The 14,115-nt window shown below is 62.2% G+C and carries 12 protein-coding genes; 1 reads left to right on the forward strand and 11 read right to left on the reverse strand.

What is annotated here, in order from left to right:
* Window positions 1-80: 80 nt before the first annotated feature.
* From HU742_RS05595 to HU742_RS05615, 5 genes are all read right to left on the reverse strand, one after another.
* Complete coding sequence (locus HU742_RS05595; RefSeq protein ID WP_186643628.1) at window positions 81-1,268, reverse strand: cyanate transporter; 1,188 nt, start codon at window positions 1,266-1,268, stop codon at window positions 81-83.
* Between the two features lie 161 nt (window positions 1,269-1,429).
* Complete coding sequence (gene copD, locus HU742_RS05600) at window positions 1,430-2,341, reverse strand: copper homeostasis membrane protein CopD (protein ID WP_186643629.1); 912 nt, start codon at window positions 2,339-2,341, stop codon at window positions 1,430-1,432.
* A gap of 4 nt (window positions 2,342-2,345) precedes the next feature.
* A complete protein-coding gene (gene copC / locus HU742_RS05605; RefSeq protein ID WP_186643630.1) occupies window positions 2,346-2,723 on the reverse strand; it encodes a copper homeostasis periplasmic binding protein CopC in 378 nt (125 codons plus the stop codon).
* Between the two features lie 51 nt (window positions 2,724-2,774).
* Window positions 2,775-3,677, reverse strand: a complete 903-nt coding sequence (locus HU742_RS05610) for a copper resistance protein B (RefSeq protein WP_186635633.1) — start codon at window positions 3,675-3,677, stop codon at window positions 2,775-2,777.
* Window positions 3,678-3,687: 10 nt separating this feature from the next.
* Window positions 3,688-5,388: a copper resistance system multicopper oxidase gene (locus HU742_RS05615; protein WP_186643631.1), complete on the reverse strand. Its 1,701-nt coding sequence runs from the start codon at window positions 5,386-5,388 to the stop codon at window positions 3,688-3,690.
* A gap of 305 nt (window positions 5,389-5,693) precedes the next feature.
* On the opposite strand from HU742_RS05615, the gene nadA reads away from it, so the two are divergent.
* A complete protein-coding gene (gene nadA, locus HU742_RS05620; RefSeq protein WP_186635639.1) occupies window positions 5,694-6,752 on the forward strand; it encodes a quinolinate synthase NadA in 1,059 nt (352 codons plus the stop codon).
* 165 nt (window positions 6,753-6,917) lie between these two features.
* On the opposite strand, the gene HU742_RS05625 is transcribed toward nadA, so the two are convergent.
* From HU742_RS05625 to gcvH, 6 genes are all read right to left on the reverse strand, one after another.
* Window positions 6,918-7,406, reverse strand: a complete 489-nt coding sequence (locus tag HU742_RS05625) for an RDD family protein (RefSeq protein ID WP_186635642.1) — start codon at window positions 7,404-7,406, stop codon at window positions 6,918-6,920.
* 94 nt (window positions 7,407-7,500) lie between these two features.
* The gene (locus HU742_RS05630; protein ID WP_003175786.1) at window positions 7,501-7,713 is read right to left on the reverse strand and encodes a cold-shock protein; all 213 of its coding nucleotides are present in this window, start codon (window positions 7,711-7,713) and stop codon (window positions 7,501-7,503) included.
* A 394-nt stretch (window positions 7,714-8,107) separates the two neighbouring features.
* Window positions 8,108-9,232 carry a glycine cleavage system aminomethyltransferase GcvT gene (gene gcvT, locus HU742_RS05635; protein ID WP_186643632.1) on the reverse strand — a complete coding sequence of 375 codons (1,125 nt, stop codon included), beginning with the start codon at window positions 9,230-9,232 and terminating at the stop codon, window positions 8,108-8,110.
* Window positions 9,233-9,263: 31 nt separating this feature from the next.
* A complete protein-coding gene (locus HU742_RS05640; RefSeq protein ID WP_186643633.1) occupies window positions 9,264-10,640 on the reverse strand; it encodes an L-serine ammonia-lyase in 1,377 nt (458 codons plus the stop codon).
* Between the two features lie 120 nt (window positions 10,641-10,760).
* Window positions 10,761-13,610 carry an aminomethyl-transferring glycine dehydrogenase gene (gene gcvP, locus HU742_RS05645; RefSeq protein WP_186643634.1) on the reverse strand — a complete coding sequence of 950 codons (2,850 nt, stop codon included), beginning with the start codon at window positions 13,608-13,610 and terminating at the stop codon, window positions 10,761-10,763.
* A gap of 11 nt (window positions 13,611-13,621) precedes the next feature.
* Window positions 13,622-14,005 carry a glycine cleavage system protein GcvH gene (gene gcvH, locus HU742_RS05650; protein ID WP_186643636.1) on the reverse strand — a complete coding sequence of 128 codons (384 nt, stop codon included), beginning with the start codon at window positions 14,003-14,005 and terminating at the stop codon, window positions 13,622-13,624.
* Window positions 14,006-14,115 lie beyond the last annotated feature (110 nt).

Genomic DNA, 14,115 nt, shown 5'->3' on the forward strand with positions numbered 1-14,115 from the left:
GGTTGTTCTCGGCGCCATCCGTACGTACCGTCCCTGTCCCTGAAGAAAGGGACCTTTATACTTGCCGTTACGGTCGATGCCTAGCCAATCCGCCGCGCGTATTGCTTGGGATTGAAGCGCAACACCATCAGCAGCATCAGCGTTGTTACCGCTGTGAGCGACCACCAGGCCCATTCGAAGCTGCCCGACTGATCGCGAATCATCCCGGCAATCAATGGCGAGAGCCCGGCGATCAGGTAGCCGATACCCTGCACGAACGCCGTCAGCGCACCGGCACGGCGTGGACTTTCCAGATGGTCGAGGGACACGATCAGACTCATCGGGAACAGGCCGCCGATACCCAACCCCAGCAGGCATGGCCACAGCAGGCTCAAGCGTTCCGGACTGAGGATCATGCCGCAGAAGCCAGCCATGATCAGGGCCAGCAGCGCGGCCAATACCAAGCGTTTATCCTGACTGCGGTTGGCTATTGCCGGCGTGACGAGGCCGGACAACACTTCCATCGCGGTGAGAAACCCCAGCAGCAGGCCGGCTTGCTGTTCGCTCCAGCCTTTTTCCAGGTAATACGGCGCCAACCAGGCCAGGACACAGGTGTAGGACGCGGTACCCATGCCGAAAAAGAGTGCCAGCAACCAGGCCCGCCCGCTGGTGAAGAACGATGCCTGTGGGCGCGCCGGTGTTTCAGGCAAGGGCGTTACGGCGCGGCGTTGTGCGTACCAGCAGCCGAGTGCGGCCACGGCCAGCAGCGCCCAGATCGCCAGGCCGGTGCGCCAACTGCCGGTCTGCGCCAGGACGAGGGGAGAGAACGACGCGGCAATGGCCGCTCCGCCCATGATCGACGTGACATACAGCCCCATGAACAGCGAGACGTTGCCGGCGAAGCGCGACTTGATCAGTGCCGGCATCACCGCCTGGATCAGGGCGATCCCGATTCCGGCCACGACCGCACTGGCGATCAATCCAGCGGCGCTGTCCAGATACAAGCGCGACGCCGTGGCGATAGCGATGATCAACAGCGACAGGACGACGGTGCGGTGTTCACCGATGCGCAGGGCAACGCGCATGCCCAGGAACATCGCCAGGCCCATCGCCATGACCGGCAACATGGTCAGTAGCGATGCCATGCTGAAACTCAAGGGCACCTCGCCGCGAATGGCCGATAACAACGGCCCGACCGCAGCCATCGAAGGCCGCAGATTCAGTGCCACCAGCACGATGCTGACCATCAGCCAGACGGCGTGGGTGCTTGAGGTTCGAATGTTTTCCATAACAGGGCCTTGGCCAGAACAAAGCGCCATTAAGGCTGCGGCAACCTGCTTTGGGCAAACTGAAAACTGGCGGGGCTTATCGAATAATTAAATGCCGCCCACCCGGCCTTTGTGGCGAGGGAGCAAGCTCCCTCGCCACGGACTCATGGGGGGCGAGACGGTCATTCCATCGCCGGGCTCAGCGTCCCAAGCCACGCCACCAATCCAAGAATCACGACGGCTACGGATAACTCCAAAGCCATGCTGCGCCGCAGCGCACTTACCGCGATGCGGTGCTCGCCGGTCTGTCGGGCCTGTTCCAGCAGCGGAGTCAGGCGAAAACGGTTCAGCGCGGCGAACACCAGCATGACCGAGAACAAGATGAGCTTGAACGTCAGCAACTGACCATAAGTGCTGTCGAACAGCCCTGCGACACTTGGGCCGACGATGAACAGATAATTGGCCACGCCTGTCACGCTGATGACTACCACGATCACCGCCCCGACGGTTTCAAACCCAACCAATGCCCGGACCAGTATCGCCAGCTGAGGTTCGGCCTGGCGAAGCAGGAGGGCAAACGCGGCCAAGGCGCCGATCCAGCCACCTGCCGCCCAAAGGTGCAGGAAGTCGGTGATGAAGTGCCAGTTGCGGCGTGACCCTTCGTTCATGGCGCCGTGACCTGCCCAGGCCAGCGTCGCCAGCGCCACAGCCCCGCCCAGGGTGACCAGGACCAGGCTGGCCGTCGGCCAAGGTTTATTGAGCGCCACCGCAAAACCGGCCAGCAGCAACGCCGCGATGCGCAACGTGCAAGCCAAGCCGACCTCGGTTTCCAGTACCATCATTTCAATGTGCGGCCACAGTTCGGCCCACGCCGAAGCGCCGCTCATGGCCCAGGCCATGCACGCCATCGCAGCCAAGGAGAGCAACCCACCCAGCAGCGCCGTGATCACCAACAGCGGCGCGAAAGGCAACTGCGCGCCGGACACCCGTTCCTGGCCTCGCAGGCTGTAGAGGCCAAACGCGGCCAGGCCGAACAGCAACATCAGGTCCAGGTACAGGGCGAAGCGCAGCGCGATGTTGATCGAGTCGCTCATCGACTCACTTCACCTTGAACGTGACGTTGCCGGTGATCGGGTGAGTGTCGGACGATACCGCGCGCCACTGGACTTGATAGGTGCCGGCGGTGAGTGGGGCATTCGGCGTGATAACCATGGTTTTTGGATCGTCGCTGCCGGAAACCCTGGCCGCCATGGCCATCGGCGCATGGGCCGACATGCCGGGCATCGCGGTCATTACCAGCTTGGCGCCGGAGAACTTGGTAATGAGATTTTCGGAAAAGTGCAGCTCGATCTTCGCCGGTGCCGCACCTTCGGCGCCTTCGGCTGGCGTGGAGGACAGCAGTTTCGGATGGGCCTGGGCCAAGCCACTGAACAACAGGCCGGCGGACAAGGCGACAGCGGTTTTGATGAATGACATGCAAGGACTCCTACAGCTCGTTTTTAGTTTTAAGTGAAGCAGGTCAGCGGATCAGAACCACAGGCGCACGCCTAGCACCAGGCGTGCTTCGCTGCGGTCTTCGCCTTCATCCCGGGCGTAATCGGCGGTATTGCCGTAGACACGGTTCCAGGTGACGCCGATATAGGGGGCGAACTCGCGGCGGATTTCGTAGCGCAGCCGCAGGCCGACTTCGGTGTCTGACAGTCCCGAGCCGACGCCATGGGCGGGGTCGTTCTTGCCGTAGAAGTTGGCTTCGGCGGTGGGCTGCAGGATCAGACGGTTGGTCAGCAAGATGTCGTAGTCGCCTTCCAGGCGTGCCGCGCTCTGGCCGCCTTCGCCGATGAACGCGGTGGCCTCGGCTTCGAAGTTGTACAGCGCCATGCCTTGCACACCGAACGCGGCCCAGGTTTGCGGATCGCCTGGCTTGAAGTCCTGGCGCACGCCGGCCACCACGTCCCACCACGGGCTGATGGCATGTCCCCAGAGGGCCTGGAGCTCGGCTTCTTCAGTCTTGCCGTTGAGGCGCTCGCCTTCGGAGCGCAGCCATAGACGATCGATGTCGCCGCCAATCCAGCCGGAGGCATCCCAGCTCAGGGCGCTGCCGTCATTGGCGTCTTGCCATTCGAGTTGGTCGATGAGAAAAAACCAATGGATGGCGCTGTCATGCACCGCATGCCCGCCATGATCCTCATAGACGGCGGCGCGGTCGGCAGCGGTCAGCTCCGGGATTGGCGTGCGGCTGGTGACGGGGGCCGACTGCATCGGCTCCATGCCCTGCATCGAGTCCATGCCTTGCATTTGGCCATGGTCCATCCCCTGCATCTGGCTGTGATCCATGCCTTGCATCGTGTCGCTCGCCGCCCAGGCCGAAACGCTGGTGCCGAGGGCAAGGGCGGCCACGGGCAGGCTGGGGTATTTCAACAGGCTGATCATGGTCGGCTCCTCATTCCTGCACCCGGACTTCACGGAACATGCCCATTTCCATATGGAACAGCAGGTGGCAGTGATAGGCCCAGCGTCCAAGCGCATCAGCGGTCACGCGGTAGCTGCGCCTGGAACCCGGTGGCACGTCGATGGTGTGTTTGCGGACCAGGAACTGGCCGTTCTCATCTTCCAGGTCGCTCCACATGCCGTGCAAGTGGATAGGGTGGGTCATCATGGTGTCGTTGATCAGCACGATGCGCAGGCGTTCGCCATACTTGAGCAGCAGTGGCGCGGCGTCGGAGAACTTCACGCCGTTGAACGACCAGGCGAATTTTTCCATGTGCCCGGTCAGGTGCAGCTCGATCGTTCGGCCGGGGTCGCGGCCGTCGGGGTCGGGGAATGTGCTGCGCAAGTCCGAATAAGTCAGCACCTTGCGACCGTTGTTGCGCAGGCCGATGCCCGGGTCGTCGAGCTTGGGCTTGGCGCTCATGGCCTGCATGTCTACCAAGGGGTTGTCTTTCTCGGTATCGGGATGCGAGAGCATGCTGTCCATGCCCTGCATCTGGCTGTGATCCATGCCCTGCATCGAGCCGTGATCCATACCGCCCATGCCCATGTCGTCCATGGTGACCAAGGGTCGGGGATCCAGTGGCGGTACTGGCGCTGACAACCCGGCCTTGGTAGCGAGCGTACCGCGAGCATAGCCGGTGCGGTCCATCGACTGGGCGAACAGCGTGTAGGCCTCTTGGGTCGGTTCGACGATGACGTCATAGGTTTCGGCCACGGCGATCCGGAACTCGTCGACGCTCACCGGTTTGACGTATTGGCCGTCGGACGCCACCACTGTCATCTTCAAACCGGGAATGCGCACGTCGAAATAGCTCATGGCCGAGCCGTTGATAAAGCGCAGGCGGATGCGCTCGCCCGGCTTGAACAGGCCGGTCCAGTTCATGTCCGGCGCCTGGCCGTTCATGAGGTAGGTGTAGGTGGCGCCACTGACGTCGGCGAGGTCAGTGGGGTTCATCTTCATCTCGGCCCACATCTTGCGATCGGCCACGGTGGCGCCCCAACCGTTCTTGCCCACGTCATCGATAAAGTCGCCGACGGTGCGTTTGTTGTAGTTGTAGTAGTCCGATTGTTTCTTGAGCTTGCTCAGGATGTCGCCGGGGTCTTCATCGGTCCAGTCGGTGAGCATCACCACGTAGTCCCGTTCGTACTGGAAGGGCTCGGGTTCCTTGGCGTCGATCACCAGCGGGCCGTAGACGCCGGACTGTTCCTGGAAACCGGAGTGACTGTGGTACCAGTAGGTGCCGTTTTGCCGGACCTTGAATTGATACACGTACACGCCACCGGGCTCGATGCCCTTGAAGCTCAGTCCCGGCACGCCGTCCATGTTGGCCGGCAGCAGGATGCCGTGCCAGTGAATGGACGTGGTGTCCTCCAAGCGATTGCGCACTCGCAGGGTCACGGTATCGCCTTCGCGCCAGCGCAGCAGCGGGCCGGGAATACCGCCGTTGATGGTTTGTGCGGTGCGTGGGCTGCCGGTGAAATTGACCGGGCTCTCGCCGATGAACAGGTCGAATTCGCTGCCGGTGAGTACGTTGGGCTGGCCGGGGCTGGTGACGGCCCAGACAGGCGGGCGCCAAAGGCCGAGGCCGCTCAGGAGGCCTCCCGCGGCCAGGCCCTTTACGAAAGTTCGCCTGGAAGTGTTCGATTGCATGCCGTTCAATCCATCGCTCGATTTTGAAGCAGGCACAGAAGCGCTGCCCTGTGCCGGTTGGAAAAGAAGATGACACAGCCGGACGCGGCGGGTGATTACATTTCAGTCAGCTTGCTGGACGCGTCCGTTTCGGTGGTCGGGCGCAGGTCAGAATGATCTTTTGCAACGGCGGGATATTCTGTAGCCTTGCCGGCTTCACGCTGTCCCGTGCCTGATAGATACTCACTTTCCCGGCGGTACCCGAGTGGTCCGGAGCCGGGTGTATACTCGACTTTCGCGCAAATGCGCCCATAGGTCTTGCGAACATGACGCAAATTTCCGAACGCCTTCTGGTCCAGGCCCATCTCGATGCCAAGCAGCCCAAGCCGCTGACCGCCGAGCAAGAGGCCTGGTACCGCGCCGCCATTGCCGCCGAGCTCAAGGCTCAGGACGCGGTGCTGGTCGCGCACTTCTATTGTGATCCGATCATCCAGGCCCTGGCCGAAGAGACCGGCGGCTGCGTGTCCGACTCCCTGGAAATGGCCCGCTTCGGCAACGCCCATCCGGCCAAGACCGTGGTGGTGGCCGGGGTCAAGTTCATGGGCGAGACCGCCAAGATTCTCAACCCTGAAAAACGCGTATTGATGCCGACCCTGGAAGCCACCTGCTCCCTGGACCTGGGTTGCCCGGTGGACGAGTTCTCGGCGTTCTGCGACCAGCATCCGGAGCGCACCGTGGTGGTCTACGCCAACACTTCGGCGGCGGTCAAGGCCCGGGCCGACTGGGTTGTGACGTCCAGCTGCGCGCTGGAAATCGTCGAGAGCCTGATGGACAACGGCGAGACGATCATTTGGGGACCGGACAAACACCTGGGCACCTACATCCAGCGCAAGACCGGCGCCGACATGCTGCTCTGGGACGGTGCCTGCATCGTCCACGAAGAGTTCAAGTCCAAGCAGCTGGAAGACATGAAGGCGCTGTACCCGGACGCCGCCATCCTGGTGCACCCGGAATCGCCGACGTCGGTGATCGAGCTGGCGGACGCCGTGGGTTCCACCAGCCAGTTGATTGCCGCAGCGCAGAGCTTGCCGAACAAGACGCTGATCGTCGCCACCGACCGCGGCATTTTCTACAAGATGCAGCAGTTGTGCCCCGACAAAGTCTTTATTGAAGCGCCAACGGCCGGCAACGGCGCGGCCTGCCGCAGTTGTGCACATTGTCCGTGGATGGCGATGAACACCCTGGAGCGCACGCTCCAGGCGCTGAAAGACGGCAGCAACGAGATCTTCGTCGACCCGGCCTTGATCCCCCACGCGATTCGCCCGCTCAAGCGTATGCTGGACTTCACCCAGGCAGCGCGGATGAAGTTGGCGGGGAATGCCTGATTGTTGGAAGATTCGAGGCTTCAAGAAGTCTTGAGGCCTATGATCGTTCCCACGCTCCGCGTGGGAATGTAGCCAGGGACGCTCTGCGTCCCAAAAAGCCGAACGCGGAGCGTCCGTAGAGGCGTTCCCACGCGGAGCGTGGGAACGATCAAACATGGGGTGTTCTTACTTGGTCTTCTTCGGAACCCGCACCAGCTGCGTATCCGAATAGATGTCATGCCAGCTGCGCTGGCGCTTGTCGAACAGCGCCCAGATGAAGCCTGCGCCCACCAGCAGCAACGACGCAATCGACACCACGAATCGCAACAGCGCCTGCCACAGGCTGATGGCGGTGCCGTCGGCATTCTGTACGCGGATGCACCAGACCTGCATGCCCAGGGTCTGGCCGTTGTGGGTCCAGAACTTGGCAAAAAAACCGAACAGCACGAATAACAGCACGGTGGACAGCAGCGGGTCTCCGTCCAGCGCGCCGGCGTCGGTGAGGGCACGCATCTTTTCTTCGCCGATGATTGCCATCTGGATCATCTTGTACACGCCGCCGGTCACGATCAGCAGCGCCGTGCACAGCAGAAAGTCATAGAACATCGCCGCCAGGCGACGACCCAAGCCGGCGGGAGGAAAGTCGCCCTGGGGGGTGAGCAGGTGTTTCGGCATGAGGGCCTCGGCGGAAAAAAGAAGCCATTTTACGGATTTGCGGCCATAAAAAAGCCCCTGATATCAATCAGGGGCTTTTTAGTTCGCGAAAGCCTCAGGCTTCGGCTTGAACCTCGTCAGCCTGCATGCCTTTCTGGCCTTGCACGGCAACGAAAGTGACTTTCTGGCCTTCTTTCAGGCTCTTGAAGCCGTTGCCCTGGATAGCACGGAAGTGTACGAACAGATCCGGACCGCTTTCAGGGGTGATGAAACCAAAACCTTTTTCGTCGTTGAACCACTTGACGGTACCGCTCTGACGTTGGGACATTTTCTTATTTCCTTGACGCTAAATTAATGACAGCCTCTTTCCAGGCGAAAGAGTACTGGGGCTGGGTTGCAGGAAAGTAAGATGACGTCGAACGGGATGTAGCTAACTTCGTAGGCTACTGCCCAGGTCACGATCCAAGCGACCCATGCAAACACAGTGACGAAACTCTACGCCAACTTCCAGCGAAAATACAACCCCCCCTCAAGGGCCCGGAATTGCTCATCTTGGTGACAGTTTAGATGTTTCGCTGGGGAAGGCTTATTCGAAAGGCAAGTCCAGTTGTTCCGTGGCGTTATAAGCGCGCGTGAATATCTAAACATGCACCCTTTTATGGCGGTTGCGTTACACATTAGTGCACGTACAACGCAACCGCGTTACTTATAGAAACAACTAATCAACCGCGATAGTAGCGCTGTGGAACAAATGGCGTTTTGCTTACAAGCAAAGGCACCTTTTTCCCACGAACAATGGCCCAGACTTGCGTATCCAGTGCAACGTAAGCGCTGTTCAGGTAACCCATCGCCAACGGCCCGCCCAAGGTCGGGCCGAAACCGCCGCTGCACACGGTGCCGATGGTCTCGCCCGCTTCGTTGACGATCTCGGCACCTTCGCGCACCGGTGTACGTTCCTGGGGCAGCAGGCCGACGCGTTTGCGGGCCACACCGCCCTGTTGTTGGGCGAAAACGGTTTCAGCCCCAGGAAAACCACCGGCGCGGGCGCCATCGGCGCGTCGGACCTTGGAAATGGCCCACAGCAGGCTGGCTTCGATTGGCGTGGTCTCGGTGTTCATGTCGTGGCCGTAGAGACACAGGCCGGCTTCCAGGCGCAGCGAATCACGGGCGCCAAGGCCAATGGCCGCGACTTCCGGTTCGGCCAGCAGGGCACGGGCGAGTTTCTCCGCATCGGCAGCCGGCACGGAGATCTCGAAGCCGTCTTCACCGGTGTAGCCCGAACGGCTGACAAAACAATCCACGCCCAACAACGTAACGCGCTGGAACTGCATGAAGGTCATCTTTGCCACGTCCGGCGCCAGGCGTGCGAGCACGGTGACGGCGGCCGGGCCTTGCAGGGCGAGCAGGGCGCGGGCTTCGAACAGCGGCTCGATGCTGCACTGGTCGCCGATGTGGGCGCGCAGGTGGGCCAGGTCCTGATCCTTGCAGGCCGCGTTGACCACCAGGAACAGTTCGTCATTGCCCAGGTTGGCGACCATCAGGTCATCGAGGATGCCGCCGTTCTCGTTGGTAAACATGGCATAGCGCTGCATGCCCACCGGCAGATCGATGATGTCCACCGGCACCAGGCTTTCCAAGGCCTTGGCGGCACCCGCGCCGGTCAGGCGGATCTGGCCCATGTGGGACACGTCGAAGAGGCCGGCCTGATCGCGGGTGTGCTGGTGTTCCTTCATTACGCCCAGTGGGTATTGCACCGGCATGTCGTAGCCGGCGAATGGCACCATGCGCGCGCCGAGTTCAAGGTGCAGCGAATGCAGCGGGGTTTTCAACAGTTGTTCGGTGGACATATCAGCTCCTGGAATTTGTGGATGGCACGCATCAGCATTCGATGATGTTGACCGCCAGACCGCCGCGGGCGGTCTCCTTGTATTTGCTTTTCATGTCGGCGCCGGTCTGGCGCATGGTGCGGATGACTTTATCGAGGGAGACGAAGTGATGCCCGTCGCCGCGCATGGCCATGCGCACCGCATTGATGGCCTTCACCGAGCCCATGGCGTTGCGCTCGATGCACGGCACTTGCACCAGGCCACCAATGGGGTCGCAGGTCAGGCCGAGGTTGTGTTCCATGCCGATTTCGGCGGCGTTTTCCACTTGCTGCACCGTACCGCCCAAGACTTCGCACAAGGCGCCGGCAGCCATGGAGCAAGCCACGCCGACTTCGCCCTGGCAGCCGACTTCGGCGCCGGAGATGGAGGCGTTTTCCTTGTACAAGATGCCGATGGCGGCGGCGGTCAGCAGGAACCGCACCACGCCATCTTCATTGGCGCCCGGAATGAAGCGCATGTAGTAATGCAGCACCGCCGGCACGATTCCGGCCGCACCGTTGGTGGGCGCGGTCACGACGCGCCCGCCATAGGCGTTTTCTTCGTTGACCGCCAGGGCGTACAGGTTGACCCAGTCCAGCACCGACAACGGGTCGCGCAGGGCGGCTTCCGGGTTCTTGCACAGCTGTCGATGCAGCGCCGCGGCACGGCGCTTGACCTTCAGCCCGCCTGGCAAAATCCCTTCGTTGCGACAGCCAGCGGCCACGCAATCCTGCATCACCTGCCAGATTTTCAGCAGGCCGGAGCGGGTTTCGGCTTCGGGGCGCCAGGCACTTTCGTTGGTCAGCATCACTTGGCTGATGGACAGGCCGTAGGTAGTGCAATGGGCGAGCAGGTCCTTGGCGCTCTTGAACGGGAAAGTCAGGGGCGTGGCGTCCTCGACGATCCGGTCAGCGCCGGCCGCGCCTTCATCGACCACAAAACCTCCACCCACCGAGTAGTACTCGCGGCTGCGCACTTGCAGGCCCGCCGCGTCGAAGGCGCGGAAGATCATGCCGTTGGGGTGAAAGGCCAACGGTTTGCGGATCATCGCCAGGTGCAGTTTTTCATTGAATTCGATGGAGTGTTCACCCAACAGGTTCAGGCGACCGCTGCTGCGAATCTGCTGCAGGCGGGCGTCGACTGTTTCGGTGTCCACGGTGTCCGGGTGCTCGCCTTCCAGGCCCAGCAGCACGGCCTTGTCACTGCCGTGTCCTTTGCCCGTGGCACCGAGCGAGCCGTAGAGCTCGACCTTGACGCTGGCAGTGGCATTGAGCAGGTCATCACGACGCAGCCCTTCGGCGAAACGGGCGGCGGCACGCATCGGGCCGACCGTATGGGAGCTGGAAGGGCCGATGCCGATCTTGAACAGGTCGAACACGCTTAACGACATGGTGTTTCTCCGGTTTCTTTTTATGAGGATCGACGTGAGAGGTATGACCTATATCCCTTGCGCAGGCGAGCGTTCACTTGCGCAAGGAGCGAAGGGCAGATGGACTGCCCTCCATTCAGGTCAAGCGTAGCTTTCGATCGATGGGCAGGCGCACACGAGGTTGCGGTCGCCGAACACGTTGTCGACCCGGCCCACTGGCGGCCAGTACTTGCCTTCGATCAACGACGCCACCGGGTAGACTGCTTGTTCGCGGCTGTACGGGTGAGTCCAGTCGCCGACGAGTTCCGCCGCAGTGTGCGGGGCGTTCTTCAGCGGGTTGTCATCTTTGTCCAGGCTGCCGTTTTCCACCGCGCGGATTTCTTTGCGAATGCAGATCATGGCGTCGCAGAAGCGGTCCAGTTCTTCCTTGGATTCGCTTTCGGTCGGCTCGATCATCAACGTGCCGGCCACCGGGAACGACATGGTCGGGGCGTGGAAACCGAAGTCGATCAGGCGCTTGGCGACGTCATCGACGCTGATGCCGCTGCTGTCCTTGAGCGGACGCAGGTCGAGGATGCATTCGTGGGCCACCAAGCCGTTGCTGCCGGAGTAGAGCACTGGGTAATGCTCTTCCAGGCGACGGGCGATGTAGTTGGCGTTGAGGATCGCCAGTTGCGAGGCGCGCTTGAGGCCGGCGCCGCCCATCATGCGAATGTACATCCAGGTGATCGGCAGGATGCTCGCGCTGCCGAACGGTGCCGCGCACACCGCGCCTTCCTTGCGCGCCATGTTGCCGTGGCCCGGCAGGAACGGCGCCAGGTGCGACTTGACGCCGATCGGGCCGACGCCCGGGCCGCCACCGCCGTGAGGGATGCAGAAAGTCTTGTGCAGGTTCAGGTGCGACACGTCGCCGCCGAATTTGCCCGGTGCGCAGAGGCCGACCATCGCATTCATGTTGGCGCCGTCGATGTACACCTGGCCGCCGTTGTCATGAATGATGCCGCAGATCTCGCGGATGCCTTCCTCGAACACGCCGTGGGTGGACGGGTAGGTGATCATCAGCGCGGCGAGGTGTTCGCGGTGCTCGATGGCTTTGGCGCGCAGGTCTTCGATGTCGACGTTGCCACGGGCATCGCAGGCGGTCACGACCACGCGCATGCCGGCCATGTTGGCGGTGGCGGGGTTGGTGCCGTGGGCCGAAGACGGGATCAGGCAAATGTCGCGGCGGTCTTCGCCACGGCTCTGGTGATAGGCACGGATCGCCAGCAGGCCGGCGTATTCGCCCTGGGAACCAGCGTTGGGTTGCAGCGACACCGCGTCATAGCCGGTGGCGGCGCAGAGCATGGCTTCCAGCTCGTCGGTCAGTTGCTGGTAGCCGGCGCTCTGCTCGGCAGGGGCGAACGGGTGCAGGGCGCCGAACTCGGCCCAGGTCACCGGGATCATTTCGCTGGCGGCGTTGAGTTTCATGGTGCAGGAGCCCAGCGGGATCATGGTGCGATCCAGCGCCAGGTCCTTGTCGGCGAGCTTGCGCAGGTAGCGCATCAGCTCGGTTTCGGAGTGGTAGCGGTTGAACACCGGGTGGCTGAGGATCGCCGACTGGCGCACCAGCGCCGCCGGGATACGGCTTTGGACATTGGCGGCCAGGGCCGCGAAGTCTGGCAGCGCCTTGCCGTCGGCGAACAGGCTCCAGAGATTTTCCACGTCAGCCTGGCTGGTGGTTTCGTCCAGGGACAGGCCCAGGCGCTCAGCATCCACCACGCGCAGGTTGATGCGCTGGGCACGGGCCTTGTCGAGCAGGGCGGCGGTTTGTGCGCCGGTGTGCAGGGTCAGGGTGTCGAAGAAACTCTCTTGCTCGACGTCCAGGCCCAGCGCGCCCAGGCCCTTGGCGAGGATCGCGGTGAGGTGATGGATGCGATTGGCGATCTGGGTCAGGCCTTTAGGGCCGTGGTACACCGCGTACATGCTGGCGATGTTGGCCAGCAGCACTTGGGCGGTGCAGATGTTGCTCGTGGCTTTCTCGCGGCGGATGTGTTGCTCGCGGGTCTGCATCGCCAGGCGCAGGGCCGGCTTGCCGAAACGGTCCACGGAAACACCGACCAGACGGCCCGGCATGTCGCGCTTGAACGCGTCCTTGGTGGAGAAATACGCCGCGTGCGGGCCGCCGAAGCCCAGTGGTACGCCGAAGCGCTGGGCGCTGCCGATGGCAACGTCGGCGCCGAATTCACCCGGTGGGGTCAGCAACGTCAGGGCCAACAAGTCAGCCGCGACCGCCACCAGTGCATTGGCCGCGTGGAAGCGTTCGGTCAGTTCGCGATAGTCGAACAGGTCGCCGTTGCTGGCCGGGTATTGCAGCAACGCGCCGAAGAACGTGCTCACATCGGTCAGTTCGCGCTCATCGCCCACCACCACGTCGATGCCCAGGGGTTCGGCACGGGTGCGCAGCACGTCAAGGGTTTGCGGGTGGCTGTGGACGGAGGCGAAGAACGCGTTGCTGCCTTTGTTCTTGCTCAGGCGCTTGCAGAAGGTCATGGCTTCGGCGGCGGCGGTGGCTTCGTCCAGCAACGAGGCGTTGGCGATCGGCAGGCCGGTGAGGTCGCTGATCAGTGTCTGGAAATTCAACAACGCTTCGAGACGGCCCTGGGAAATTTCAGGCTGGTACGGGGTGTAGGCGGTGTACCAGGCCGGGTTTTCCAACAGGTTGCGCAGGATCGGCGACGGGGTGTGGCAGTTGTAGTAGCCCTGGCCGATGTAGGTCTTGAACAGTTGGTTCTTGCCAGCGATGGCCTTGATCGAGGCCAGCGCATCGGCTTCGCTCTGGCCATCGCCCATGTCCAGCACGCTGGTGCCCTTGATGCTTTCCGGGATGACGCTGGCGCTCAGGGCTTGCAGGGAGTCGAAGCCCAGGCGCTCGAGCATGGCTTGCTCGTCGTCTGCACGCGGGCCGATGTGGCGGGCGATGAATTCGTTGGCGGTGCCGAGATTAACGGTCATGTCGTGGCTCCTCAGGCTTGGGCGTTGGCTTTGATCAGGCGATCGTAGGCGTCTTGATCCAACAGCTTAGCCACTGCGTCGGCGTCGGTCGGTTTAAAGCGGAAGAACCAGCCTTCGCCCAGCGGGTCTTCGTTGACCAATTCCGGATTGCTTTCCAAGGCAGGGTTCACTTCGAGCACTTCACCGTCCAAAGGCATGTACACGCCGCTGGCGGCTTTCACCGATTCCACGGTAGAGGCTTCGGCGCCTTTGTCGTAGGCCTGCAGTTCCGGTAACTGAACATAGACCACGTCACCCAAGGCGTTCTGGGCGAATGCGGTGATGCCAACGGTAACGCTGCCGTCGGCTTCGGTGCGAAGCCATTCGTGATCTTCAGTGAAACGCAACTCGCTCATGGAAACTCCTGGGGCCAGATTTCGTCTGGTGGACGCGAAGAAAGGCGCGGGGCTTGGCCCGGCCGAATGGCTATAGCCATAGCAAGAACGTGGCCAATGTTTTAAATCCC

Origin of the sequence: Pseudomonas marvdashtae (assembly GCF_014268655.2) — a bacterium.
Taxonomy (GTDB): domain Bacteria; phylum Pseudomonadota; class Gammaproteobacteria; order Pseudomonadales; family Pseudomonadaceae; genus Aquipseudomonas; species Aquipseudomonas marvdashtae.